Source organism: Paenibacillus sp. FSL R7-0210 (assembly GCF_038009085.1).
GTDB lineage: Bacteria > Bacillota > Bacilli > Paenibacillales > Paenibacillaceae > Paenibacillus_AQ > Paenibacillus_AQ silagei.
Genome location: NZ_JBBPAR010000001.1, coordinates 6,355,453 through 6,379,647, shown reverse-complemented (window position 1 = coordinate 6,379,647; position 24,195 = coordinate 6,355,453). Strand labels below are relative to the sequence as shown.

Genomic DNA, 24,195 nt, shown 5'->3' with positions numbered 1-24,195 from the left:
TAGAGAGAAGGCTTCCGGATGAGAATTGGAGTGTTAGCGCTTCAAGGCGCTGTTACAGAGCATATTGTCAGTATTGAGAAGACCGGCGCGCAGGGCCTGCCTATTAAGCGTGTAGAGGAGTTAGACGGGGTAGATGGTCTGATCATTCCCGGCGGTGAGAGTACGACGATTGGCAAATTGATGCGCAAATATGGCTTTATTGAGGCTGTTCGTGAGTTCGCGGGTCAAGGGAAGCCTATTTTCGGCACATGCGCCGGTATGATCGTGCTGGCGAAGCGGATTGCCGGAGACGAGGCCGGTCATCTGGAGCTGATGGATATTACCGTGGCCAGGAATGCCTTTGGCCGCCAGCGGGAAAGCTTTGAATGTGATCTCGAGGTTAAGGGGATTGCTGAGCCTGTGCGGGCGGTATTTATCCGCGCTCCACTTATTGAAGAGGTGGGTCCTGATGTTGAGGTGCTTACGCTCTATAAGGATGAGATTGTAACCGCGCGCCAGGGCAATCTGCTGGCCTGCTCGTTTCACCCGGAATTGACTGATGATTACAGGCTGCATCAATATTTTGCCGACATGGTAGAGGACCGTATTGCAGCCAATCTATAGAACCGCATATAAGGACACTTTGACTCTTTCAAAGCTGCAAACAAAACAGCATTTTGAAAGAGTTTGGGCTGTTTTCAGGAGGGAAACTTTGTGTTAGATGTTAAAGTATTGCGCAGCGATTATGCAAGAGTAGAAGAGGCACTGAATAAAAGAGGAAAGTCGCTGGATTTGATTGCCGGCTTCCCGGCTCTGGATCAGCGCCGCCGTGAGCTGCTTCAGGAGACAGAAGGGCTCAAGAACCGCCGGAACACTGTATCCGGAGACGTAGCCAAGAAGAAGAAGAACAAGGAACCGGCTGATGATCTGATCGCAGAAATGCGTACGGTATCTGACCGGATTAAGGAATTAGATGATGAGGTGCGTGAGCTTGAGGTCAAAATTGACGAGCTGACGATGAGCATCCCGAATATTCCGCATGAATCGGTGCCGGTAGGTACCTCTGAGGCAGACAATGTCGAAGTGCGCCGCTGGTCAGAGCCTACAGAGCTTGGTTTCACTCCGAAATCTCACTGGGAGCTGGCGCAGCAGCTGGATATCATTGATTTTGAGGCAGCGGCGAAGGTTACGGGTTCCCGGTTTGTCTTCTATAAAGGACTGGGTGCCAGACTGGAACGTGCCCTGATCAATTTCATGATGGACCTGCACAGCGGGGAACATAACTATGAAGAGATGCTGCCGCCTTATATTGTTAATAAGGACAGCCTCTATGGAACGGGACAGCTGCCGAAATTCGAAGAGGATCTGTTCAAACTGCGGGATACAGAGTATTATCTGATTCCTACGGCGGAAGTGCCTGTGACGAACTATTACCGTGAAGAGATTATGACAGCTGGCGATCTGCCGAAGTATCATGTGGCCTATAGCTCTTGCTTCCGCTCGGAAGCCGGTTCTGCGGGACGCGATACCCGTGGTCTAATCCGTCAGCATCAGTTCAACAAGGTGGAATTGGTGAAGCTGGCCAGCCCGGAGAGCTCCTATGAGGAGCTGGAGAAGATGACAGCCGATGCTGAGCGCGTCCTGCAGCTTCTGGGACTGCCCTACCGCGTCCTGCTGCTCTGTACGGCAGATATGGGCTTCACCTCTGCCAAGACGTATGACCTTGAGGTGTGGCTGCCTGAGAGCGGCATGTACCGCGAGATCTCCTCATGCTCCAATACCGAGGACTTCCAGGCGCGCCGGGCCAATATCCGTTACCGCAAGGAGCCGAAGGCGAAGCCTGAATTCGTGCATACGCTGAATGGCTCTGCCCTGGCTGTAGGGCGTACGGTAGCAGCTATTCTGGAGAATTACCAGCAGGAGGACGGAAGTGTGCTGATTCCGGAATGCCTGCAGCCGTATATGCGTAATGTGAAATCCATTTCTGCAAAAACAGCTCAATAATAATAGTTGCATATTATTTGCGGGGCGTGGTATAATTCCTAATGCATGTGAAATTTCAGTGCATTGGAGAGGTACCGAAGCGGTCATAACGGGGCGGTCTTGAAAACCGTTAGGGTGCAAGCCCACATGGGTTCGAATCCCATCCTCTCCGCCATTCCTTTACATCTAAATAAGTGCAGATAGAAGCCGTTCTCTCAGGAGGACGGTTTTTTTGTTTGAAATATAAGAATTTATATTTTTCACGCTATAAATTATCCTTCTATTTCTCGCCAAAACGGTACCGTCCTTTAAAAGGACGGCAATGCCGTTTCCACTTGCCAAGGCCTCTTTTTCACAGAAGCGGTTCCAACGGGAATAAAAAGCCGTCTTTCTCCGCAATGTATTAGAGAAGGAGGCTGATAATAAAGATGGACCGACAATTGCAAGTAGATCAGCAGAGTCTGGTGTCTGCCTGGCAGGAGCGGCTGCCGGAACTGATGGAGAGTGGGGATAGCTTCAGTGTGCAGGGAGATGCGGCGAACCAGAACAGTCTGCTCATCCATTTCAATGCAGCGGGACGGCAGGGGTATTCTCTGGATTTCCGCTGCACCTATGTGGATAGCCGCGAGGTTGCTGTAGATTTGCTTGACGCCGAACAGGCCGGGGTACACGCGGATGAGCAGCTGGATGCTGTTCAGCTTTTGGCGCAGCAGTATACGAGACAGATTCATGAGTGCGCACAGGCCCTTCAGGGCTTAACTAATCCATAGGAGGTAATCGAAGTGAGCAAACCCAAGAGCATGCCTGTACCCGGCGTACAGCAGGACAACCAGGGGCCCCGCAAGGAGCACCATTCTTCAGGCCCAGCGCCGTTATCCGGGTCTAAAAAGGTGAAGCAGGCCAACCATGTGGACCATAATAATCCGCAGGGTTAAACACACTTTACAATGAAATTGAAGAGAAATGTTTCTCATAATTGCCAAATGGTTTATCATTAGGGAGGGGAAAGAAACTTTTTACATGGGAGAGGAGAAAAATAATGAACAAAAAGTGGGGGTTATCCGCTGCCGCGTTACTGTTAACTGCTGCAGTAATTCTGCCGGGATGTGCAAAGAAAGAGGAGCCGAAGGAGGCTCTGACTTCAGCTGCAGCCAAAGCTACAGCTATGACATCTTACGAAATGAAGAGTAAGGTGGTCATTAACGATCTGACGATAGACACCGGTACTAATGAGGCTGACGCTTCGACGGGTCAGATTCTAAGCATGCTTAAGAATGCAGAGCTTACGATTGATGGAGTCTATCAGGCTGAGCCGATGCAGACAGAGCTTACAACGGTTCTGAATCTGAAGGGGGATATGGCTATGTCCTTCACGGTTCCGATGGTTATGTCCGGACAGAAGCTGTACGTCAAAGTGCCTTCGATTCCGTTCCTGCCGATTCCTGAGACGATTGTCAATAAATTCGTAGAGGTGGATCTGAAAAAGCTGGCGGAAGAGCAGGGAACAGAATTCAATCCTGCGCAGATGGATGCACAGAAAGTGCAGAAGCTGTCGAATGAAGTGATGAATACGCTGCTGGGCGAGTACGATGAAGCGAAATACTTCAACAATATCAAACCTAAGGATGCCGGCCTGCCTGAAGGCGTAGATGCCAAGCAGGTGGTTCAGTTCCAGGTAACCAATGATAATGTCAAAGAGGCGCTTACGATCCTCGTGAACAACGCATTGCCTAAGATCATGGATATTTTGAGTAAGGATGAATATAAAGATCTGCTGCAGGTTGACTCCGCTGATCTGGCCAAAGCCAAGGAAGAGCTGCAATCCAGCGAAGCACGTGCCGAGTTTGATAAGAGCCTGGCTGATCTGAATAAATATCTTACCATTAACCAGTTCCACCTGAACACTGCGGTTAATAAAGATGACTATCCGGTATACCAGGATATGCTCATGGACATCAAGGTTAATGATCCTGACAAGGGTGAGAACGTTACCTTATCTATGAATGCAAGCAACCAATACAGTAAGATCAATGAGAAGCAGACCTTCAAGATTGGCATTCCGCAAGGCGATGATGTCATTACTCTGGAAGAGCTGCAGCAGCAATTCGGAGGCATGGGTACGGGTACTTATTAATACCATAGTTCCGCACGCCAAAAACCCGTATGAGCAAATTGCGCTCATACGGGTTTTTGTGTGGACATATGAAGGTTAAGGGGATTCCTGTCCCTCTGGCAGGAATTCCTCAGCCAGAATGGCGTAGGTGCGGTGATCCTGCCATTCGCCGTTGATCCGGATGAAGCGGCGCGCGAGTCCTTCGGCCTGGAAGCCGTTCTTCTCCAGCACTCTGCGTGAACCGGTATTATGGGGCAGGATGGCAGCCTGTACCCGGTGAAGCCCCAGAGAGCGGAAGGCATACCCGAGGATCAGGTGTACGGCGGCACTGGTATAGCCTTGCCCCTGCTGCTCATGATCGATCAGATAGCCGATATCGCAGAATTGTCCGACTCCCCGCACTACATTGGAGATCGTAATCTGGCCGATCAGCTCGCCGCTGAGCAGATAAATCCCGAACATATACGCGCTGTCCTGCTGCGCATCCAGGATACGCTGGTTAATCAGCTGACGCTGGCTCTCCAGGGTGAAGTAGTCTTCACTGCGCAGGGGCTCAAATTGCTGATGTGCGGTTCGGTTACGCAGACGGAGGCTAAGCAGCTCTTCGGCATCCGTAAGCTCCAGCAGCGAGAGATAGATCCCCTGTGCATTGTTATACAGCTTGTACGACATCTGGCATTCTCCTTATGAGCATAATATAAGTGATAATGGGCGTTCTAGAGCTTCGCAGGCCGCTTCCGCAGCTTGCGGAAGAAGGAGGTCAGCAGCTCCGCGCATTCCTCCTGCAGCACGCCCTGGATGACCTCTGTACGGTGATTAAAGCGAGATTCCTCCAGCAGGTTCATCAAGGTCCCTGCACAGCCGGCTTTGGGGTCTGGAGTGCCATACACGGTGAGTGGCACCCTGGACTGCACCATCGCTCCTGCACACATAGGACAAGGCTCCAGGGTAACATAGAGCTGGCAATCGAGCAAACGCCAGGAGCCCAGGGCTGTACTGGCTTCCCGGATCGCTACCATCTCCGCATGGGCAGTGGAGTCAAGCGTCGTCTCACGCAGATTATATCCGCGGCCTATAATTTGGCCTTCGTGGACGACCACGGCACCAATCGGCACTTCGCCCAAGGCCTCGGCCTTGCGGGCTTCTCCTATCGCTTCTGTCATCCAATGTTCATGAATGGCCCGCTCCTCCGCCGGCAGTTCTTCAAGCCTGGTATTCAAATGCATCTTCCCTTCTTCTATGCCCATTGTACAACGAACAAATATTCGTTCTTAACAAATTGTGGACAACTCTGTGGATAACGGCCGACTTATACACAAAATTGTGCACATCGCGATTTGGCAAAATGTTTATATGTGCATAACCTGTGGATGGTTTCTTACCTATTGTAGTGAAACTGCCCCGATAATTCAATATCTGCCAGCACCCGGCTGTGGGGAAAGGCCTTTTCAAATGGGAGGGCAAAAGGTATGATTATGTTGAATGCCCGCTAGGATTTACCAGCGGATAAGAGGTGAACAATACGCTTGTCCATAAAAACGAAATTATCAGCGATTATATTTGGCTCGGTGCTCTTAATCTTGATGCTTAATCTTTCGCTCAATCTTTATGCTGCCCGGAATAATCTGCGTAATGAGAGTGTAAGCAACATGAAGATCACTGCGAAGCAGGTTGCCGTATCGGTGGAGCAGAGCGGCTACAGCTCGAATTACGTGCAGGATAAAATTGCCCAGAACCTGCGCTTGACCGCCATTCTGGCGTCCTATGAGCTGGACCCGGATATCAGGAATATTACCAATCAACAATTGAAGGCGCTATCCACCAAGCTGGGGGTGTCGAATATCTCGCTGCTGGTGAAGACTGCGGATGATATTATCGTAGCCAAATCTTCAGATCCTGCAGAGATTGGACTTTCGACCAGAGGCATGGGTTTTTGGTATGTGGCTTTTCTGGAGCTGTTTGCAGGCCAGCGGGTATCTGTCGATCAGGGGCAATCCCTGGAGAATTTCTGGTCCGGGCCGTTTGAATATTCAACCTCCAATCCGGAGTATATTGATAAATGGGGCTATTATTATGACGGGGCCCGCAATTATATCATAGATCCGTTCGTCCGGAGCACAGCGGTAAGCGATTATGTCAAAATTATGAGTCCCGATGAGATCATCCAGGAATCCAAAGCTGTAAATCCCGGAATTCTGGAGATTACGGGAATCAATCCGAAGACCTTCGGGGCCTCAAGCATGCTGCCTGATGGTACAGATCCCAAGAACACGAAGCTGCGGAACCGCCCTATTCAGTACGGAACCTATTCCTACGGCAATATTGCAGAGGACAAGGCGGCAATCCGTGAAGCATTGAACAAGGGCGAGCCGGTAACGCTGGATACGAAGGCATTGGGTAAAAGAGTGCTCAAAAGCTTCATTCCGATTGAGCGGCCGGGAGCGGCGGATTATGTGATCAGTGTAGTCATGGACTACCAGGCGATCTCCTCAGTCATCCGCGAGCAGCTGTTCAATAATATCACCACCTCGGTCCTGCTGCTTATTATCTTTCTCTTGGCGAGTTATGTCCTGGCCGGTGTTGTTACACGCCCGATTCAGGATATACTGGCTAAGGTCAATGATGTGGCCAAGGGCAAGTTCGAGCCCCCGCTTAATGTATCCAGCCGCGATGAGCTTGGACAGCTGGCCCAGCGCATTAATGCGATGACCTCACATCTGCTGCAGCACACGAACCGGCTGGGGCAGACACTGGAGGAGAACCGTGCGGTTAAGGAGCATCTGGAGTCGGTCATTAACGGCACTTCGGATGCCATCCACACGGTGGATATGGAAGGGCGGATCATCAGTACGAACAGAGCGTTCGAGGATCTCTATGGATGGGGCGCTGCGGATGCTCTGGTCAAGCCGCCTTATCTGGTTCCGGCCACTGTGCAGCAGCAGGAGAGTATACGATTGCAGCAGCTTAAGGACGGGGCATCTCTGCCGCCTGTGGAGACCGTCAGGCTGAAGCGTGACGGTTCCCTGGTAGAGGTCAGCGTCAGCAGCTCGGTTATCCGGGATGAAGAGGGCCAGCCGCAGTCGGTTGTCCATGTATCCCGTGACATGACCGAGCGCAATCGGATCGAGGAGCTGCTCAGACGCTCGGAGAAGCTGACTACAGTCGGCCAGCTTGCCGCAGGCGTTGCCCATGAGATCCGTAATCCCTTGACCACCCTGCGGGGCTTCCTGCAGCTTCAGCAGGAGAAGAAGGTTCTCGTTCCGCTGCATATAGATCTGATGCTCTCGGAGCTGGACCGGATCAATATGATTGTCAGTGAGTTCCTGATTCTAGCGAAGCCGCAGGCTGTTCATTTCCAGCAAAGGGATCTGCGGCATATTGTCGGCGATGTCATCTCCCTGCTGGACAGTCAGGCCCACCTGTTCGGCATTGAATTCACCACACATTTCTCGGGAGTACCCGCCATGGTGCACTGTGAGGAGAATCAGCTGAAGCAGGTATTTATCAATGTAATCAAAAATGCGATCGAAGCGATGCCGGACGGAGGAACGATTACCGTGGAGCAGCAGGAGCAGGATGATTCTGTGGTTGTTGTGATCACGGATGAGGGCGGAGGCGTCCCTGAGGATATGCTGCCCAAGCTGGGAGAACCGTTCTTTACGAACAAAGAGTCCGGAACCGGTCTGGGCTTGATGGTCAGCCAGCGGATCATTCAGGCCCATAAGGGCAGCCTGGAGATTAGAAGCGAGTATGGCCGGGGGGCACAGGTAATTATCAAGCTGCCTGAAGCGAAGGAGCCAGTACCTCCGGCCGTTATGAATATAGAACGGAGTGAAGACGAACATGAGAATCAATAAATTCATCAGTGAGACAGGCTATTGTTCACGCCGTGAAGCAGACAAGCTGGTCGAGGGAGGGCGGGTCACCATCAACGGGGAGCCCGCTATGCTGGGCAGCCAAGCCGAGGCCGGAGATATTGTCCTGATTGACGGACAGCCGCTTCAGACGGGCAGCAGGATCGTGTATATCGCGCTTCATAAGCCGGTTGGCATTACCTCTACTACAGAAGCACATATTCAAGGCAATATTGTCGATTTCATAGGGCATGAGGAGCGGATTTTCCCGATCGGGCGGCTCGACAAGGATTCAGAGGGATTGATTCTGCTGACCAATGACGGTGACATTGTTAACAAAATTTTACGCGCAGAAGGCAAGCATGAGAAGGAATATGTGGTCACTGTAGATCGACCCGTCACGCCTTCTTTTCTGACCGGTATGTCCACCGGCGTGAAAATTCTGGGCAGTAAGACACTTCCCTGTGAAATTACGCGTATTAGTGAGCGGGTATTCCGTATCGTGCTGACTGAGGGCAAGAACCGTCAAATCCGCCGCATGTGCAGTGCCTTCGGTTATGAAGTCCGGCGGCTGCAGCGCATCCGGGTAATGAATATCCGCCTTGGCGCACTGAAGACTGGAGAATGGCGGGAGCTGTCCCAGGAAGAGAAGCAAGAGCTGGGGGCTATGCTGAACTATCAGCTGCAATAAGATTATAATGCCCATACCTATAATAAGAGCTGCTCCGATAGACCCTGGTAGGGCCGTTCGAAGCAGCTCTTATTTGTTTCCTTACTATCAGGGAGCTGTTACATTAGAGACATCCGTTGTCTCCGCAGCAGCGTCCTTATATTTACGTAGGATGGATACTTCTACCCGGCGGTTCTTGGCCCGCCCGGCAGCCGTAGCATTGCTAGCGATGGGATGATATTCGCCAGAGCCGGTCGGGCTGAACTTCGTCGGGTCCAGGTTGGGATTCAGCAGCAGAATCTTCATGAACTCAAGGGCACGATCTACACTAAGATCCCAGTTCGAGGAGTACGTGCTGTTGGAGATCGGAACATTATCGGTATGCCCCTGCACCAATACTTCATAATCAGGGAATTGCTGCAGCATCGTTGAGATCGACTTGGCCAACTGGCGGGATTCATCTTTCACTACAGCCTGTCCCGAAGCGAAGAGGGCATTGTCGCTAATCGTGATCATCAGCTGGGACTGATTCAGCTTGGTGCTAAGCAAATCGGTCATTCCGTTGTTCTTGATGTACTGGTCGAACTGCTTCTTCAGCTTCTCCAGATCCTCCTGCTCCTTGGCACGGAGCTTGGACAGATCGGAGGTGCCGGTATTCTTTGCAATCACATTGTTCATTTTATCCTGCTTGCCCTGGTCCAGCTGGGTGCTGGTCGGAGAATCCGACCGGTACTCCAGGACGCCGCCGCCGCCGCTGAGCGCTGAATTGAAGGCTTCAGCCATTTGCTGGAACTTCACGGCGTCCGTAGCGCTCATGGCGTACATAACAAGGAACAGAGCAACCAGCAAGGTCATCAGATCGGAATAGGGAAGCAGCCAGGATTCATCGGCATGCTCTTCATGTTCCTCATGCCTAGTCTTTTTGCTCACTGGAAGCCCCCTCCTTCTCGCTCAGCTTGGCACGCTCGGACGGAGTCAGGAAGACGGACAGCTTCTGGTTAATAGCTATGGTAGACACCCCGGACTGGATGGAGAGCAGACCCTCCACCATCATCAGGCGGACTTCAATCTCGCGCTTGGATATCCGCTTCAGCTTGTTGGCCATAGGGTGCCACATGACATAACCGGTGAATATCCCGAGCAGGGTTGCAATGAAGGCACCGGCAATCGCGTGGGCCAGGACGTCCATATTACTCATATCACCCAAGGCGGCAATCAGCCCGATAACAGCCCCGAGTACCCCTAGTGTAGGGGCATACATCCCGGCCTGGGAGAAGATCAAGGCTCCGGCTTTATGTCTGTCTTCAGTGGCATGAATATCTTCCATTAATACATCACGGACGAACTCCTGATCATTGCCGTCAATAATCATCCGCATGCCGTTTCGGAGGAAGTTATCTTCAATTTCATCGACATTGGACTCCAGAGCCAGCAGCCCTTCGCGGCGGGTAATGGATGCCCATTCCATGAACATGGTAATCAGTTCGGGCTTACCGACCATCTTTTTCTTCGTAAACAGGATCTTCAACAGCTTAGGGAAATTCTTGACTTCCGACATCGGAAAGGCCATGAAGATGGAGGCAGCCGTGCCAAGAAAAATAATGACATAGGCAGCGGGGTTGTTCAAGCTTGCAAGTGGAGCATGCTTGAGTATCATCCCCCAGATTACTGCGATCAGACCAAACACCAGGCCTAGAATTGTTGAGATTTCCATTTATGCACCTCGTCCATGAGAATTAAGAAGTGATCGACTAACCGCGTAATTCGTCCTTGAACCGCGGGAGAACACTCTGTTCGTAACCAAATCACGTATATTCTTCTTTATCGACATCATTCCCTTTTTTGTGAAGTGATTTTTTCGGCTATAATAGATAAGGTAGGTTATTATTCATCAGCGAAGAAAACGGAGTGATTGATGTGGGAGTTAAGCATGGCAGGGATTACGGTGAAATTCTGGTTGAACTGACAGGAGCCGTTGGACGGATTACAGACGGGTACATTTTTTTTGAAATGGAGCCTGAAGAGTGGACGAATCTGCCGGAGGAATCGAGGCAGGAGGTCTGGGAGGCGCTTGCGGAAGACCTGTTCTACGCGCTGGGCAACGAGCCGGTCATTCAGGTGGGCAGCGGAGTTGTGATGTACGATAAAGAAACACACCGCATTAATATTCTGCTGGGCGATGAGGATCTGGCTTCGGTCGTTCTTGTATAAAGCAGGGGAAAAATGCGGCAGCGGGTTTGTCCCGGGCATCCGGCCATGTTAAAATTGGAAGTGGAGTACTAATTGCCGGGATGTCAGAATACATTTAATCAAAAATCTTTGGCCTGGCACATCCCTTGGACTTTCAGAAGCTGAGGGATGTTTTATTTGAAGGAGAAGAGCAGGCTGAAGGAACCGTTAACTTAGCAAGGGAGGAAACGAATTGCAATTAACTGAGGAACAACTGCAGGAGCAGATCGGCAAGCTTGAGGGCTGGAAGCTGGAGAGGGATAGGCTGGTGCGCAAATATATGTTCAGTGAATATATGAAGGGAATTGCCTTTGTGGATGAGGTAGCGACAATTTCGGAGGCCTTTGACCATCACCCGCATATCACCATTGATTACAAGACGGTTGTTCTGCGGCTGGCTGCAGATGTGGAGAAGCTTGATCTCCGCCAGGCGCATGAATTTAATGAGGCATTCGAGAAGACCCGCTAGAGGACAAGGCCCCTATGGAGACAACAGGAATATCTAATTAATAGAAATGCCCGTGCAAGGATCGTTCGTTATCCTCGTCACGGGCATTATACATTTAGAATGAGGAGCATGGTGTGAGTACAGGTTGCGGATTATTTCTTCTCGGCCAGCCATAGGGCTACATTCGCAATCTCTTCAGGGGCCAGCCTGTCTTTGAAGGGAGGCATCTGTCCGCGGCCCTTGGTGACTATGCTGAAGATCTGAGCTGCGTCATGCGAAGCGCCTTCCTGCTGCAGGCTGGGTCCCGCCCCGCCCTGAAGCTGGTCTCCGTGGCAGGAGATACAATTGGCCTTCACTGTGGCTTCTGCGCCCGCAGCGTCCAGCACAACCTCCGGCATGGTCGGCTTGTTCTGCTCCGCCACCTCGGATTTACCGGGTAGGGTAAACATTAAGATTACTGCAAAGGCACAGGCGGCAAAAAACAAACCGCTCATGATCCATTTCTGCATCTGCATCCGTCCCTCCATGTAAGCTGCTGTCTCCATTATAGCGGATGGTGAAGCGTTATCATAGTATGTGTGTCAAAAAAATGAACACAAATGATCCATTTTTTGCAAAACTCTCTTGTCTCCGGTGCTATTCCTCATAGACCATGCAATAAAAAGGCTTATTACCGGTCGGAGTGCGGCGTTCATAGGTATCCGTTATGGTGAACCCGCATTTCTGGTAGGCGCGGATGGCGCGCTGGTTCCAGGTCAGCACCTCCAGGTCGATCTCACATTCCGGGTAACGCGACCGTGCTGCCTGCACAATAGCCTTCATGAACAGATGTCCCATTCCATGGCCGCACAGCTCGGGCCGCATTCCGACACCAAGCCGGACTACCCCCTCCATCGGAAAGAGCTGGGCGAAGCCGCACAGATCCCCCTCTCCATTCACAACCGATACATATTGCTCACTTCGCAGCTGCGGGTCTCCGAACTCCACGCCCAGCGCCTGCATCTGCTCCCAGGACATCCAGCCGTAAATATTATACGGCGGCTTGTAGCTCCACTCACAGATCTCAGCGGCATGCTGCGGCTCCATAGGCACCACGTAAAAGGTTAGCGGGGAGCTAATCATTGGGGGAGGCCTCCTTCCAAGGGACATAGATTCATTTCTTCTATTAATTATATACAAAAACAGCCAGTTTCGACGCAATTTCCTTACGGAAATGCAGAAACTTGACAAACGGCAAAATATATTTTCCGAAAGCGCAGAATCAGTGTTTTACAAATATAGAGAGGGGTAAGTAATTTTATAGACAAAAAAAGCCCTTCCCCAAGATTTCGGCAAAAATCTCGGAAAAGAGCGTTAGGTTACAAAGGATTATTGTACATCATCGTTGTCTTGGGAATCCGAAGCTACAGTCTTGTAGGCATCTGTACTCATGATTCGCTTGGCGCCAACGTAGCGGTTGACGTAATAGCTGTCACTCAGCGAACTGATGGTTACACCACGTGAGGAAGAGGCATGGGCGAATTCGCCGTCACCAACATAAATACCTACATGGGATATGCCCTTACCGCTTGTATTGAAGAATACAAGATCGCCCGGTCTCATCTCGTCACGGGACACGGCAGAGCCCATCTGATACTGGGAGCCGGATTGATGGGGCAGGTTAATGCCGATCTTATCAAAAACATACATTGTAAATCCGGAGCAATCAAACCCGTTAGTTGATGTACCGCCGGACACGTATTTGGTTCCGATGGCTTTGTCGATCACTTTATCCATTTTGGAATCCGCGAAAGCGCTTCCTGCTCCGATGGTGAAGATAATGGACAAGCTTAGTACTGCGGCTGCTAGCTTCTTCTTCAAAAGTAAATACCCCTTCCAATGCCTACGAGGTTAGCTTAAGGGTTCGGTTGAAGGTCCCCTATGACCCCTCTTAGAATAGGAGGTCAATTCACCCAAAGTGGTTCCCCCGTTTCCCTAATTCATTAGGGAACTCGGCACGACTGTTGATTAGGATTAGCGGTTCATTCAATACATGACAAAACCTTTGTTAAAATCGATTCAATAATTACAAAAATGTTACTAAAAACTCACTGCGATAATTGTAACAAAGACTAAGGCGCTTGGCAATCACTTATAACATATTAATGCATCTTTTTTGCTGTTTTTTAGAGTTATAGCCCTTTCCAAAGACTCATATCTATGCGCAGGGGTTAATTTATATGATTATTTCTTTGTTTTTGCAAGAAAATGCTGTTTCAAGGCTGCGAATTCAGTGTAAAAGGTAGAATAAGGAAAAGGAAAAACCCGGAAATGATTACGGCAATAATCATCCCGGGCTCGTATAAGTTACATTTAGTTGTTAGAGGCTGAAATATTCGGGGTATGCTTCAAGGGTTCAATCGTAAGCGACAGCTTGGTAGGCTGTTGTGCTCATTACTCGTTTGGCGCCAACGTAGCGGTTGGCCCAGTAGGACTGGCTCATCGAACTGATGGTTACACCACGTGAACTTGAGGACTGTGCGAACTTCCCGTTTCCAACATAAATACCGACATGGGACACTCCGTTACCCAGGGTGTTGAAGAACACGAGATCACCGGAACGCAGATTGCTCTTGGATACACTTGTTCCAACTTTGAACTGTGCTTTGGAGGTACGGGGCAAGGTAAGCCCGACATTCTTGAACACATACTTGGTAAATCCGGAACAGTCGAAGCCGCTGGTGGTTGTGCCCCCGGTTTTATACGACGTTCCAATGGTTTTTGAAATCACAGTATCCATCTTAGAATCTGCGAAGGCACTGCCCGCTCCGAGTGTGAATACCATCACAAGACCCAGCGCTGCTGCGGTGCATTTTTTCTTGAAATTCTGACTAATCAAAAGATGTACTCCTTCCAGGGCCTGCGAGGTTAGCTTAAGGATTCGGTAGAAGGTTCCCCTATGACCCCTCTAAAGCGAGATCAATTCACCCAAAATATGGTTCCCCCACTTCCCGGTGCAGGGAATTCGGCGTTTTATGCACCAGAACAGTGACTTATCGGTATTGCTTAAATTGCAAGAGTTACGGAATATTTTGCTTGAAAGATTACAACTTTGTTACTACTGGTACAGCCATCATTGTATCAGAGGATTTCCCCTTTTGCAAATGCTTTTGTCCTCCGTTCAAGCAAAAAAGAGTCCTGCTCCCTGATAAGGGGCTGTGACTCTCTTTAGTATGCCGCTTCAGCAGCTTATTATTGTGGAAATGATTTACTGGACCAAAGGTGGTACTGGGCAGCGATTCCCCACATATCGAACAGCGTGGAGGGCAGCGGAGCTGCCTGGCGGAGCATAAGGGCCGGCAATCCGGGATAGAACAGAGCAGAGGCGCTGCAGAGCAGAATTACGGCCAGGCTTCCCGCCCCCAGAACGATGGATATACCGATCGAAGGCAGCAGCATCTTCAGGCAGATCAGCAGTGAGGAGAACATGCCGGTACCGGCGGTATAGCCGAATTGCATATAGAGCAGAAGCTTGCGGACAAGGAAGAGATAGAGCAGCCAGCCCAGCACATAAGGCACCAGCTTCAGCAGAAGCTGGACATCGAGAACACCGCTGAGCAGATGACGGTACATACGCGGAAGCAGCCAAGAGAGCGGCAGGAGGGTTAGCGCCCATTCGATGAGGCTGAACACCAGCACCGGCAGCCCATATTTTCTCATTCCGGGAAAAAAGAACAGTCCCCGCGCTCCGTCGCGCTCCTGGTGAAGCTCGTGCAGCAGCCCTGCACGGATAAAGGGAGTCACCAGCAGCCTTAGCACTGTCAGCGCAAGCAGCAGCCACAGCCAGTGCTGGACGGCGGGGTCGGTGCGCAGCGCGGTCTGCCCCTCGATATAATACAGCAGCCTGCCTATTCCGCTGCCGCCGGCATTCGCATCCGGGTAGCGGAGCAGGACGGGGACAACCGCGCTTTTAATGAATTTGTACAGGAAATATCCCCAGAACAGCCGGTAGATAAATAGCAGAATCAATATATAGAATTGCTCTTTCATGCTGATCCAACCGCGGGCAATTGAACTTTTCACCATTCCTTCACCTCACCAGACAAGAGTTCCGAGCAGGGTTTCAAGCAGAGTTGATGCACTAAGCGTCCAGCGGGAGAGTGTACGCGGCTCAAGCTCCGCCATTCTGAAATTATTAAGATGCCTGCTCTCCAGCAGAATGGAATGCCCCGGATCGATCTCTGCGGAGACCAGCGGCGCTTTATACGCTAACTCAAAGGAAGTAGCCTTACCCTCGCCATTCCAGTATTGCTGCACCGTGTACCCGTCTGCGAAGGTGAATTTCACGGGAACATCGGGGTACAGGCTGCCCTTATTACTTACATCAACCACAGCGCTGTAGCGGCTCCCACCGCCGTCACTGTTGTCCTGTCTGACGGTGAGCCTGATATCGTCAACTGCGAAGTCGGGTGCACCCCCGCTATAGACATACCGCTCAAAATACGTCTGCCAGGATTGCTTGGTCACTTTCTCCACAACCTTCTGGAAGTCGGCGGTGGACGGATGCTGGAAGCGGTATTTGCGGGCATAGGCGGCGAGGATGGCATCCATATTCTTGGTCCCGGCGATGCGTTCGATATCCTTCAGCACCAGCTTGCCCCGGATGTATACATTGCGCGTGTAGGCGTCATCACCGGTGTATTTCCAGGTCTCCAGCTTAAGCGGCTGTGAAGAGGAGACCAGGCTGGACTGCAGCGGGAGGCTTGAGACCACACCGTATTCCTGTTCCATCAGCCGGTCTTCGGCATAAGAGGTGAAGCTCTCATCCAGCCAGGCTTCTTCGAATTCATTGCTGGCCACCAGGCCGTAGAAATATTGGTGCCCGATCTCATGGATGATCGTGCGCTCCAGGGAGGTGCCCGGTGAAGTGTCCGTGGCGCCGAAGGCGGTAATCAGGGTCGGATACTCCATTCCTCCGGCCCCGTTGCCGGACTCCGGCGGGACAACAATCGATAAGGTAGAGTAGGGATAAGGGCCGTACCACTTGCTGAAAGCCATCAGTGCAGCCTCAGCCGCCTGAAAGTAACGCTCCTGGAGATGCTTATGCAGCGGGTCCAGATAGAGCTTAATCTTCACCCCGGGCACCTGCGGCGCGGAGAAGGCCTTCTCGGCAACCACGAAATCAGGCGATGCCGCCCAGGCGAAGTCGTGGACGTCATCTGCATAGAACTGATAGATCTTGCGCCCCTTCACCACCTTGGCGTCTCTCACCGGAAACCCGGTTGCGGCGACCTTATACTCGGGCGGGACAGAAATCGATACATTGTAAATTCCAAAATCACTGTAGAACTCGGAGTTGCCGTGGTATTGATGCAGGTTCCAGCCCTCTTCCTTGAGTCCTCTTCTGCCGGCAGGCTCATAGACGCTAAGCTTCGGAAACCACTGGCCGGCCATCACGAAGTCGCCAGCGGTTCCCATCCGGGCGAAAATTTTCGGCAGCTTGACCTCGAATTTAAGCCTTACCGTAACGCTCTCGCCGCCGTTCACCGGCTGCGGCAGATGGACCTTGAGCAGTGTTCTGTCATTGACATTGCCGTCGTCCGGCTGCACATATTGGGTGCGCTGCATCAGCGAAATGCCCTCGGAGGTCCGCAAATCTGTCAGGGTAATGCTCCCGTAACCCCCAGCAGGCATGGTGTCACCGCGAAGCGTGCCCCCGGACTCCTTCATGAAGGTGGTGCCGGCGGATGAGAATGCATTGGGATACAGATGAAAGTAGAGCTCCTGGACCGGCTTTGCGCCCGGATGGGTCCAGGTCAGCGTCTCGGAGGCGACCAGGGTCTCCTTATCAGGCAGGAGCTCCACATCCATGTGATATTCAACCACGCGCTGGCTTAAAGCCTCTGTCTCCGATGTGTAGATCGTATCTGAAAGATCGGACTGCACGGGCTGCTGCCGGGGGATAATGGCGGGGGACTTGGCCTCTTTTGGAACAGAGGCAGTCCATACGGCAGGGCTATGCCCTGACAGAAACCATATTCCGCCTCCAAGCAAGGTGAGGACAGCCAGGACTGCGAAGATGAGGGTATACCTTAATGAATGTGGCTTCATACTATGATTCCTCCCGTGACAAGCATCTACGGGATGTATATGTTTGCAATCGCCGCATTATTAGCTAAAATTAAATAATTAGTGAATGGAAAGGATGTGCACATGTGGATAACGTACAACCGGAGGGCAAAAAACAAATTGCCTTGAATATTGTGAACGCCAGAGCCAAGCATAAAGGCTTCGGTGCAGGCTCGATTGATCTGAACAATGTATCGCCTGTCATTATTGATCAGGGCATCGCCGTTATTGATATAGGTGCCATGCATGCCAAGAGCAAAGTGGAGAAGGGAATTAAATTCTCTATGAACCGTGAGGATGTTCCGGCGGGAAGACAGGTTTGGGTCGTATGGGTCGCCGTTGACCGTACCCCGGAGGGACAGTTCTACGGCGGAATTACCGCCTGTGAGATGTGGATTGACACCGAAGCGCGGCGCGGCTGGAAGATTCTTGCGGATCATGTAAATAAGCTGGATGCGGCCTTGAAGCGCAAGCTTATTCTGGATGGACTTGGAAGTGCTGAGCGGGCAGCGCTGAAATCCCTGCTGATGGCCCATAATGAAGAGTGGTGGGCCGCTTCGCCTGAGGAGCTGAAAGCTGCGCTATCGGAATAGAAGATCAGGTTATATGCTTCGCCCAAAAATTAAGGCTTGGCCCCAACGGGGCCAAGCCTTATCTGATGTCTAAGCAGGGATGAATGGATAACGGTTACTGCGGATCTGTTCTGCCGGGAGTGTTCAGCTTGCGCTTGAGTTGGCTGACTCTGGCTTGGCTGATGCCGAGAACCTCGGCAAGCTCCTTCTGGTTGGCATAGGGATGATCTTCGATCGCTTTCATAAGACGCAGACTCATTTCTTCGGTCTTGCTTCTCCGTCCCCCGCGGGCTGGCTCGGGATGCTCTTCTGCTGAACTAGGGGAGGCATGGATGGGTTCTGATCCGCGGTCGGGGTCACTAAGCTCCTTCAGACAGGTGTTGCAAATGAACTGATCCTTATAGTAGGTCACATGATCAAGACTTCTGCAAAAGGTGCATTCTGTGGAGGTGTACTTTCGGAGGACGATGATATCCTCATCCAGTATAAAAAATTCGATAGGATCCCCAATGTCAATATTACGTGTCATGCGGATTTCTACGGGAACCACAATTCTTCCGAGACTGTCTAAGCTTCGGATCATGCCTGTATCTTTCATCCCATGTCCCTCATTTACATCTTTATATTTTTTGTAGATATATATGATTATAGCAGTAATTGTAAGTTTAGAGAACGGGGGAAGCGTATACAAATAGGGGGATTTATTGTCATTTTATAGGAGTGTTTATCATTTTTTGGCGCCTAAGGGTGCGGAGATCAAAATATAGAAGAAAAACCTCTCCGCCTGGAAAGCTCCAAGGGAGAGGCTGATTAGGGTTCTCTTATTAATACCCAATATACCACAGCCGAAACAGCGGTATAGGCCTTTAGACCAGCCTGTGGGGCTGTGCCTGCGGATCGCTGACCGAGACATAAGGATTGCCCTTCAGATAGAAGCGCCAGGGGCGCCCGGCATACTCTTCCGCATAAGGAATATTGATGCGCGGGGCCTCGACAATATCCAGGGACTCCGGGTCATCCCCCTGCTCGATGCTCAGCGGGCCTTCCGGCAGATCGAACCTGGTATTGTTAAGACTCTTGTCAATCCGCAGCGCCCGGCACAGCTTGCCCGGCCCGCCCGAGAGGTCCGAGGGCTTCCTCACGGCAACTCCTCTATATGCCGCCATAAGCTCGGCATCCCTCTCCGTAAGCGGCTCTACTGCCCGGATCAGAACGGCATGCGGCTCGTCCTGAGCGGCAGTTACGACATTCAGGCAATGGTACATGCCGTAGATCAGGTATACATACACTGCGCCTCCGGCGCTGAACATGACCTCTGTACGGGCGGTCCGGCGGCTGCCATACGCATGGCTGCCTTTATCCTCAGCGCCTCCATAGCTCTCTGTCTCCACAATACGGCAGCGGATGTCCCCGTCTTCTGTGCGGCGGACGAGATGCTGGCCAAGAAGGCGCGGTGCTGCATCAACTGCCGGGAGCTTGTAGAGCTCAGGCTGGAGCAGCTGTGGCGCGTCCGGCTCAAGGCCGGCGGAGTGATTCGGCTTCATGAATGGATGACACACCTTCCTGCGGCGGAGTTAGGCGGGCGTACGCCTCTGCCAGTCTCCCCATCGTATCGCAGACAGCGGGGAGCGGCAATCCCCGGTTAGTTCATCCACCAACGCTTGATATTATTCCATAGGGAATGCTCTTCCTTGACCGGATCGGCAGGGCCGGAAGGGTCGGAGCTTCCGGAAGCTCCGGGTTCACCGGAGCTATGCTGGTCACAATATGCGGTAGGCTCTGTGCCGCTGATGAAGGTCTCCAGCTTTTTCTCCGGACAGTCTGCTGTAGCCAGCATGCCGGACAGCGGATCGACATATACGCTGACCACGCCATCGGGAATGGGAAAAATCTTCGGCGGCACATTCTCCAGTGCTTTTTCCGTGAATCCGGCGAAGATCGGTGCGGCCCGCCTGCCGTCGGTGGTTGCAATATCGCGGCCCTTATCGTATCCGACCCAGACGGCGGTTGAGAGCTCAGGCGTGAAGCCTACCATCCATCCGTCGGTATCTGTAGTGCCGGTCTTGCCGGCAACCGGACGCTTGATCATCGAGGCCACCCGGTTCCCGGTGCCTCCGCTCTCGAAGACCCCCTCCATCAGCCGGGTTAACACGTAAGCCGCTGCCGGCTCAACCACGGGCTGACCCTCTGGCTGCGGAGCTTCATATAGAAGATGTCCGCCCGCATCCGTGATCTTCAGGACCGCAGTGACCGGCTGCTTCACTCCGCCATTCGCAATCACTGCGAAGGCTGCGGCCATCTCCAGCGGGCTGACAGGCGAGGTTCCAAGCGCCAGAGAAGGAACGCTCTGCAGCGGGCTGTTAATCCCCATGGCGGCCGCCATGGCGGCGACCTTATCTGCCCCGATCTTCATAATAGTATTCACTGCATAGATATTGTCGGACGCAGCAATGGCTTGCCGCATATTAATCTCTCCCAGATATTTATCCCCGAAATTCCGGGGCTGGTACGTCTTGCGGTTGTTATCATAATGGAACAGCGTCGGCTGGCTGTTGAAGACGGACAAGCCGGTCATTTCTTTGGTCGACAGCGCCGCCAAATACATAATCGGCTTAAAGGAAGAGCCGGGCTGGCGCGTCTTCGCCAGCGCATGGTTGAAGGAGCTGGTCCGGTAATTTGTGCCCCCGACCATAGCCTTCACATAGCCGGTGCGGGGATCAACGGAGACCAGGGCCGTCTCCAGCTCGCTGCTGTGGTCCATCCCTTGATCCACCGCCGCTTCCGCAGCCTGCTGCATATCCGGGTCAAGCGTTGTATAGACATTCAGCCCGCCCCGGTCCAGCTCGTCACTGCTGATATGCAGGCTGTCGATCACCTGACTGCGCACATAATCGCGGAAATAGGGTGCAGCCACCGTGGTATCCTTTTGACCCTGCGGGCTCAGCTTCAGCTGCTCCTTGGCAGCCTCCTGTGCCTGCAACTCCGTAATATCCCCCGTATCAACCATGGCGGCCAGGATAATGCCTTGACGCTTCAAGGCGCTGTCCAGATGATTATAAGGAGAATAATAGGTGGGTCCCTTGGGCACTCCGGCCAGCAGGGCGCTCTCCGCCAGATCCAGATCTGCGGCAGCTTTGCCGAAATACATCCGGGCCGCAGCCTCGATTCCGTAAGCGCCGTGTCCGTAATAGATTTCATTTAAATACATATTCAGGATTTCGTCCTTAGAATATTTCATTTCCAGCTGCAGAGTATATAGCGCTTCCTTGGCCTTGCGGGTCCAGGTCTTCTCATGGGTCAGGTACAGATTGCGGGCGAGCTGCTGGGTTAAGGTGCTGGCCCCTTGCGTGCGTCTGCCCGCCTCCAGATTGGCGAGTACCGCTCTCCCCATGCCTTTCAGATCAAAGCCGATATGATTATAGAATTTCCGGTCCTCCACAGCCAGCGTGGCCTTGATGAGCAGCGGGGAGATCCGGTTAAGCTCAACAGGCTCGCGGCTGCGGCCGTCTGTAGTGAAGGTGGTCATCACATTGCCCCTGGCGTCAAGCAGTCTGGAGCGGACATCATCCCCAAGCGGGGGGAGCGGCTTCTGATATAGGTATCCAAGCAGAGCGCCGGCTGCCAGCAGGAACAGCAGGGCGGAGACGGCCAGCAGCCGAAAGAGCAGGCGGAAGCGGCGTTTGCGGACTTTGGGTGTGGCAGAATCGCGCGTCATGGTATCAGGCTCCTTCGAATTCAAGCAGTGACACAGGCTGGCCCCGTGAGGGCTGCCGCGGCTTGTATTCCTCATTATGGGAAAGGATGAGAGGAGATATTCACCATTGGCAGAGAAAGCGGAACTTGCCGAACCAGGCGGGGAACTTGGGAGTGTCTTTTAAAAGGACGGCAAAGCCGTTTCTACTTGTGAACGGTTATGGTAAAATTTTAGATACTTATGAAAATGCATGTAACTATCATGCCCGGGAGGACTGCCGCCATGGCTTTTCGCGTATCTGCTGTACAATATCATCTGCACACCATCTCCTCCTTCGGGGAGTTTGCTGCCGAGTGCGAGCACTATATCAAGACGGCCGGAGAGTACGGCGCCGAATTTATCCTCTTCCCTGAATTTCTTACGACACAGCTGATGTCGATCGGAGGCGAGGACGGGGAGGCGCTGGGGATTGAGGATCTGCCGCAGTTCACGGACCGTTACCTGGAGATGTTCTCCGGGTACGCGAGGAAGTATGCGGTTCACATTATTGGGGGGACCCATGTGCTGCGGCGCGGCGGCAAGCTGTATAATGTAGCCCATCTTTTTTACCCGGACGGAAGAATTGCCGAGCAGGCCAAGCTGCATATTACCCCTGCTGAGGTAGAGGGCTGGAATATGGGGGCGGGTGAGGAGCTTCAGGTATTCCAGACAGATCATGGGACCATTGCCATGCTGACCTGCTATGACATTGAATTCCCTGAGATTGTGCGCATGGCCCGGGCCAAGGGCGCAGATGTGATCTTCTGCCCGTCCTGCACGGATGACCGCCACGGCTTCCACCGGGTACGGTATACAAGCCACGCGCGGGCTATCGAGAATCAAGTCTACGTGGTGCTGACCGGGACTGTAGGCTCCTTGCCTACCGTTGATCTGATGCGGGCCAACTTCGGCCAGGCGGCGATTATCACACCTAATGACATTCCGTTCCCTCCGCAGGGTCTGCTGGCCGAAGGAGAGATCAACAATGATATGATCATCACCGCCGATCTGGATCTGGAGCTGCTGTACCGCGTCCGGGAACACGGGTCTGTAACCACGTGGCGTGACCGCCGCACCGATCTGTACACCGACTGGACGTAAGGGGGAGACTAACGGATGTATTATAAGAAGTTCTACGCTCTGGACGGCAAGACGCCGGTGCCTGCGGTGATCCGTTCCTATACGGAAGCTGACTTCAACGAGCTGATCACGATCCAGTCCGAGGCGTTCCCGCCGCCTTATCCTGCGGAGCTGTGGTGGAACCGGGAGCAACTGCTTAATCACGTGACGTTTTTTCCGGAAGGGGCCTTATGTGTAGAGGTGGCCGGGGAGCTGGCCGGATCGGTTACCGGATTCCTGATGAATTTCGACCCGGAGGCGCCGGCGCATCATCATACGTGGTCAGAGGTTACGGCAGACGGTTATCTCACTACGCATCAGCCGGGCGGGAACACGCTGTATATCGCGGATTTGTGTGTCCGTCCCGGGTACCGCAAGCTGGGTCTGGGCAAGGAGCTGGTCCAGTCGCTATACCATGTGGTTGTGGAGCAGAAGCTGGAGCGGCTGCTGGGAGCGGGCCGGATGCCGGGCTATCACCGGGTGGCCGGTCAGATGACAGCGGAAGAGTATTTGGCCGGGGTTGTCGCCGGAAGCTGGTCTGATCCGGTGATTACTTTTCTGCTGCGGTGCGGCCGGTCTCCGGTCAGTGTGGTTGCGGGTTATCTGGAGGACGAGGAATCAGGGAATTACGCAGCGCTTATGGAATGGCGGAATCCTTTTCAATAAATGAATACAGCCTATCACTTGGAGGAGATCCCTTGACTATGGATTATAGAAGAATTACAGATATTGCCGACCCGTTGTTCAGAGAGGTGCATCAGCTGCTGTCGGATGTATTTCCGCCCGAGGAAGTGCTGGAGTACAGCTTGTGGAAGGAGCCGCTTGCCGATCCGGGAATACGCGTGTTCGCTGCGGTGCATGAAGGGAAGGTTGTAGGCACTACGGAATACCGTTACTATGCCGACTGGAATGTAGCGATGACCGATTTCACCATCATTGGCCGGGAAGGGCTGGGCATTGGCCGTTTTCTGGCGCGTCAACGCTTGAAGGACCTGGAGAAGCTGGCGGCTGAGAATCACACGGAGCTGCTGGGGATGTTCGCTGAGATCTATGATCCGTACCGTGTGGGATATGATTTTGGCGGAATTAAGCCGATGGACCCGTACGTCCGCCGTGAAGTTCTGTCGCATTTGGGCTATAAAAGAATAGATATTCCCTATGTCCACCCTTCCTGGCAGGGAGATGGCGAGGCCGTGTCCGGTCTGGACCTCTGCTTCATGCCCGGAGATGAGGAGCTGGAGAGCCTCGCGGCGCCGCTGGTGGCCGATTTCCTGACCCGTTATTACGCCGTGCTGGAGGGCAAGCCGGAAGCCTGGACATCGATGATCAGCCAGCTTCGCGGCAGGGAGAGTGTGGCGTTATTGCCGCTGTGACGGCCAGGGCAGAT

The 24,195-nt window shown here is 52.6% G+C and carries 26 protein-coding genes, 1 tRNA gene and 2 riboswitches; of the genes, 14 read left to right on the top strand and 13 right to left on the bottom strand.

Annotated features, from left to right (window positions below; genetic code table 11):
• Window positions 1–18: 18 nt before the first annotated feature.
• From pdxT to MKY64_RS26950, 6 genes are all read left to right on the top strand, one after another.
• Complete coding sequence (pdxT, locus tag MKY64_RS26975; protein WP_036724408.1) at window positions 19–603, top strand: pyridoxal 5'-phosphate synthase glutaminase subunit PdxT; 585 nt, start codon at window positions 19–21, stop codon at window positions 601–603.
• 90 nt (window positions 604–693) lie between these two features.
• Window positions 694–1,983, top strand: coding sequence for a serine--tRNA ligase (serS, locus tag MKY64_RS26970; RefSeq protein ID WP_209879529.1), 1,290 nt, complete (start codon window positions 694–696; stop codon window positions 1,981–1,983).
• Window positions 1,984–2,048: 65 nt separating this feature from the next.
• Window positions 2,049–2,137, top strand: a tRNA-Ser gene (locus MKY64_RS26965).
• Window positions 2,138–2,390: 253 nt separating this feature from the next.
• Entirely contained in the window at window positions 2,391–2,732 is a 342-nt protein-coding gene (locus MKY64_RS26960; RefSeq protein ID WP_036724411.1) for a hypothetical protein, read from the top strand.
• Between the two features lie 12 nt (window positions 2,733–2,744).
• Entirely contained in the window at window positions 2,745–2,897 is a 153-nt protein-coding gene (locus MKY64_RS26955) for a small acid-soluble spore protein P (protein WP_036698929.1), read from the top strand.
• 104 nt (window positions 2,898–3,001) lie between these two features.
• Entirely contained in the window at window positions 3,002–4,096 is a 1,095-nt protein-coding gene (locus MKY64_RS26950; protein ID WP_036724413.1) for a DUF6612 family protein, read from the top strand.
• Between the two features lie 75 nt (window positions 4,097–4,171).
• Here MKY64_RS26950 and MKY64_RS26945 read toward each other — a convergent pair whose 3' ends face one another.
• Window positions 4,172–4,747, bottom strand: coding sequence for a GNAT family N-acetyltransferase (locus MKY64_RS26945; RefSeq protein ID WP_036724414.1), 576 nt, complete (start codon window positions 4,745–4,747; stop codon window positions 4,172–4,174).
• A 44-nt stretch (window positions 4,748–4,791) separates the two neighbouring features.
• Window positions 4,792–5,295 (bottom strand): tRNA adenosine(34) deaminase TadA, encoded by a 504-nt coding sequence (gene tadA / locus MKY64_RS26940; protein WP_268748444.1) that lies wholly within the window; start codon window positions 5,293–5,295, stop codon window positions 4,792–4,794.
• Window positions 5,296–5,658: 363 nt separating this feature from the next.
• Here tadA and MKY64_RS26935 point away from each other — a divergent pair, with 363 nt between their 5' ends.
• Both MKY64_RS26935 and MKY64_RS26930 read left to right on the top strand, forming a co-directional pair.
• Entirely contained in the window at window positions 5,659–7,932 is a 2,274-nt protein-coding gene (locus MKY64_RS26935) for an ATP-binding protein (RefSeq protein ID WP_245368690.1), read from the top strand.
• A complete protein-coding gene (locus MKY64_RS26930; protein WP_209879523.1) occupies window positions 7,919–8,620 on the top strand; it encodes a pseudouridine synthase in 702 nt (233 codons plus the stop codon). The genes MKY64_RS26935 and MKY64_RS26930 overlap by 14 nt, the downstream gene beginning before the upstream one ends.
• An 87-nt stretch (window positions 8,621–8,707) precedes the next feature.
• Here the strand turns inward: MKY64_RS26930 and motB are convergent, their stop codons facing one another.
• Window positions 8,708–9,529 carry a flagellar motor protein MotB gene (gene motB / locus MKY64_RS26925; protein ID WP_036724421.1) on the bottom strand — a complete coding sequence of 274 codons (822 nt, stop codon included), beginning with the start codon at window positions 9,527–9,529 and terminating at the stop codon, window positions 8,708–8,710.
• A complete protein-coding gene (motA, locus tag MKY64_RS26920; RefSeq protein ID WP_036724422.1) occupies window positions 9,513–10,313 on the bottom strand; it encodes a flagellar motor stator protein MotA in 801 nt (266 codons plus the stop codon). The genes motB and motA overlap by 17 nt, the downstream gene beginning before the upstream one ends.
• Window positions 10,314–10,516: 203 nt before the next feature.
• On the opposite strand from motA, the gene MKY64_RS26915 reads away from it, so the two are divergent.
• A complete protein-coding gene (locus MKY64_RS26915; RefSeq protein WP_339252729.1) occupies window positions 10,517–10,810 on the top strand; it encodes a hypothetical protein in 294 nt (97 codons plus the stop codon).
• 211 nt (window positions 10,811–11,021) lie between these two features.
• Entirely contained in the window at window positions 11,022–11,297 is a 276-nt protein-coding gene (locus MKY64_RS26910; RefSeq protein WP_036724424.1) for a 4a-hydroxytetrahydrobiopterin dehydratase, read from the top strand.
• A gap of 131 nt (window positions 11,298–11,428) precedes the next feature.
• Here the strand turns inward: MKY64_RS26910 and MKY64_RS26905 are convergent, their stop codons facing one another.
• The 6 genes from MKY64_RS26905 to MKY64_RS26880 all read right to left on the bottom strand — a co-directional run bounded on the left by MKY64_RS26905 (window position 11,429) and on the right by MKY64_RS26880 (window position 17,366).
• Window positions 11,429–11,785 (bottom strand): c-type cytochrome, encoded by a 357-nt coding sequence (locus MKY64_RS26905; protein WP_036724468.1) that lies wholly within the window; start codon window positions 11,783–11,785, stop codon window positions 11,429–11,431.
• 127 nt (window positions 11,786–11,912) lie between these two features.
• A complete protein-coding gene (locus tag MKY64_RS26900; protein ID WP_340956886.1) occupies window positions 11,913–12,398 on the bottom strand; it encodes a GNAT family N-acetyltransferase in 486 nt (161 codons plus the stop codon).
• 246 nt (window positions 12,399–12,644) lie between these two features.
• Window positions 12,645–13,136 (bottom strand): C40 family peptidase, encoded by a 492-nt coding sequence (locus MKY64_RS26895; protein ID WP_209879512.1) that lies wholly within the window; start codon window positions 13,134–13,136, stop codon window positions 12,645–12,647.
• A gap of 4 nt (window positions 13,137–13,140) precedes the next feature.
• A riboswitch (cyclic di-AMP (ydaO/yuaA leader) is annotated at window positions 13,141–13,283 on the bottom strand.
• 388 nt (window positions 13,284–13,671) lie between these two features.
• Window positions 13,672–14,100 (bottom strand): C40 family peptidase, encoded by a 429-nt coding sequence (locus MKY64_RS26890; RefSeq protein ID WP_051477954.1) that lies wholly within the window; start codon window positions 14,098–14,100, stop codon window positions 13,672–13,674.
• 57 nt (window positions 14,101–14,157) lie between these two features.
• Window positions 14,158–14,296: riboswitch (cyclic di-AMP (ydaO/yuaA leader) on the bottom strand.
• Window positions 14,297–14,507: 211 nt separating this feature from the next.
• Window positions 14,508–15,341: a hypothetical protein gene (locus MKY64_RS26885; protein ID WP_339252734.1), complete on the bottom strand. Its 834-nt coding sequence runs from the start codon at window positions 15,339–15,341 to the stop codon at window positions 14,508–14,510.
• A gap of 9 nt (window positions 15,342–15,350) precedes the next feature.
• Window positions 15,351–17,366: a M1 family aminopeptidase gene (locus MKY64_RS26880; protein ID WP_340956883.1), complete on the bottom strand. Its 2,016-nt coding sequence runs from the start codon at window positions 17,364–17,366 to the stop codon at window positions 15,351–15,353.
• Between the two features lie 104 nt (window positions 17,367–17,470).
• Between MKY64_RS26880 and MKY64_RS26875 the strand changes: the two genes are divergently transcribed.
• On the top strand, window positions 17,471–17,977 hold the full coding sequence (locus MKY64_RS26875) for a YwhD family protein (protein WP_036724431.1): 507 nt from the start codon (window positions 17,471–17,473) through the stop codon (window positions 17,975–17,977).
• 94 nt (window positions 17,978–18,071) lie between these two features.
• On the opposite strand, the gene MKY64_RS26870 is transcribed toward MKY64_RS26875, so the two are convergent.
• The 3 genes from MKY64_RS26870 to MKY64_RS26860 form a co-directional block, all read right to left on the bottom strand.
• Window positions 18,072–18,554, bottom strand: coding sequence for an AbrB/MazE/SpoVT family DNA-binding domain-containing protein (locus tag MKY64_RS26870; RefSeq protein WP_036724433.1), 483 nt, complete (start codon window positions 18,552–18,554; stop codon window positions 18,072–18,074).
• Window positions 18,555–18,822: 268 nt separating this feature from the next.
• Complete coding sequence (locus MKY64_RS26865; RefSeq protein ID WP_340956881.1) at window positions 18,823–19,500, bottom strand: DNA-3-methyladenine glycosylase; 678 nt, start codon at window positions 19,498–19,500, stop codon at window positions 18,823–18,825.
• Window positions 19,501–19,598: 98 nt separating this feature from the next.
• Window positions 19,599–21,671: a transglycosylase domain-containing protein gene (locus MKY64_RS26860; RefSeq protein WP_340956879.1), complete on the bottom strand. Its 2,073-nt coding sequence runs from the start codon at window positions 21,669–21,671 to the stop codon at window positions 19,599–19,601.
• 261 nt (window positions 21,672–21,932) lie between these two features.
• Here MKY64_RS26860 and MKY64_RS26855 point away from each other — a divergent pair, with 261 nt between their 5' ends.
• Genes MKY64_RS26855 through MKY64_RS26845 form a run of 3 tightly spaced genes read left to right on the top strand, consistent with a single transcriptional unit; the run spans window position 21,933 to window position 24,181 of the window.
• The gene (locus tag MKY64_RS26855; RefSeq protein ID WP_340956877.1) at window positions 21,933–22,790 is read left to right on the top strand and encodes a carbon-nitrogen hydrolase family protein; all 858 of its coding nucleotides are present in this window, start codon (window positions 21,933–21,935) and stop codon (window positions 22,788–22,790) included.
• Between the two features lie 15 nt (window positions 22,791–22,805).
• Entirely contained in the window at window positions 22,806–23,474 is a 669-nt protein-coding gene (locus MKY64_RS26850) for a GNAT family N-acetyltransferase (RefSeq protein WP_340956876.1), read from the top strand.
• A gap of 38 nt (window positions 23,475–23,512) precedes the next feature.
• Complete coding sequence (locus tag MKY64_RS26845) at window positions 23,513–24,181, top strand: GNAT family N-acetyltransferase (protein ID WP_339252745.1); 669 nt, start codon at window positions 23,513–23,515, stop codon at window positions 24,179–24,181.
• Window positions 24,182–24,195 lie beyond the last annotated feature (14 nt).

Coding starts and splice junctions, on each gene's coding strand:
- MKY64_RS26960 (WP_036724411.1), top strand. CDS start 2,391: ATGGACCGACAATTGCAAGTAGATCAGCAGAGTCTGGTGTCTGCCTGG.
- MKY64_RS26855 (WP_340956877.1), top strand. CDS start 21,933: ATGGCTTTTCGCGTATCTGCTGTACAATATCATCTGCACACCATCTCC.
- MKY64_RS26905 (WP_036724468.1), bottom strand. CDS start 11,785: ATGCAGAAATGGATCATGAGCGGTTTGTTTTTTGCCGCCTGTGCCTTT.
- MKY64_RS26860 (WP_340956879.1), bottom strand. CDS start 21,671: ATGACGCGCGATTCTGCCACACCCAAAGTCCGCAAACGCCGCTTCCGC.
- MKY64_RS26935 (WP_245368690.1), top strand. CDS start 5,659: ATGCTTAATCTTTCGCTCAATCTTTATGCTGCCCGGAATAATCTGCGT.
- motA (WP_036724422.1), bottom strand. CDS start 10,313: ATGGAAATCTCAACAATTCTAGGCCTGGTGTTTGGTCTGATCGCAGTA.
- MKY64_RS26945 (WP_036724414.1), bottom strand. CDS start 4,747: ATGTCGTACAAGCTGTATAACAATGCACAGGGGATCTATCTCTCGCTG.
- MKY64_RS26885 (WP_339252734.1), bottom strand. CDS start 15,341: ATGGTGAAAAGTTCAATTGCCCGCGGTTGGATCAGCATGAAAGAGCAA.
- MKY64_RS26890 (WP_051477954.1), bottom strand. CDS start 14,100: ATGGTATTCACACTCGGAGCGGGCAGTGCCTTCGCAGATTCTAAGATG.
- pdxT (WP_036724408.1), top strand. CDS start 19: ATGAGAATTGGAGTGTTAGCGCTTCAAGGCGCTGTTACAGAGCATATT.
- MKY64_RS26865 (WP_340956881.1), bottom strand. CDS start 19,500: ATGAAGCCGAATCACTCCGCCGGCCTTGAGCCGGACGCGCCACAGCTG.
- MKY64_RS26900 (WP_340956886.1), bottom strand. CDS start 12,398: ATGATTAGCTCCCCGCTAACCTTTTACGTGGTGCCTATGGAGCCGCAG.
- MKY64_RS26950 (WP_036724413.1), top strand. CDS start 3,002: ATGAACAAAAAGTGGGGGTTATCCGCTGCCGCGTTACTGTTAACTGCT.
- MKY64_RS26880 (WP_340956883.1), bottom strand. CDS start 17,366: ATGAAGCCACATTCATTAAGGTATACCCTCATCTTCGCAGTCCTGGCT.
- MKY64_RS26930 (WP_209879523.1), top strand. CDS start 7,919: ATGAGAATCAATAAATTCATCAGTGAGACAGGCTATTGTTCACGCCGT.
- MKY64_RS26870 (WP_036724433.1), bottom strand. CDS start 18,554: ATGAAAGATACAGGCATGATCCGAAGCTTAGACAGTCTCGGAAGAATT.
- MKY64_RS26850 (WP_340956876.1), top strand. CDS start 22,806: ATGTATTATAAGAAGTTCTACGCTCTGGACGGCAAGACGCCGGTGCCT.
- MKY64_RS26845 (WP_339252745.1), top strand. CDS start 23,513: ATGGATTATAGAAGAATTACAGATATTGCCGACCCGTTGTTCAGAGAG.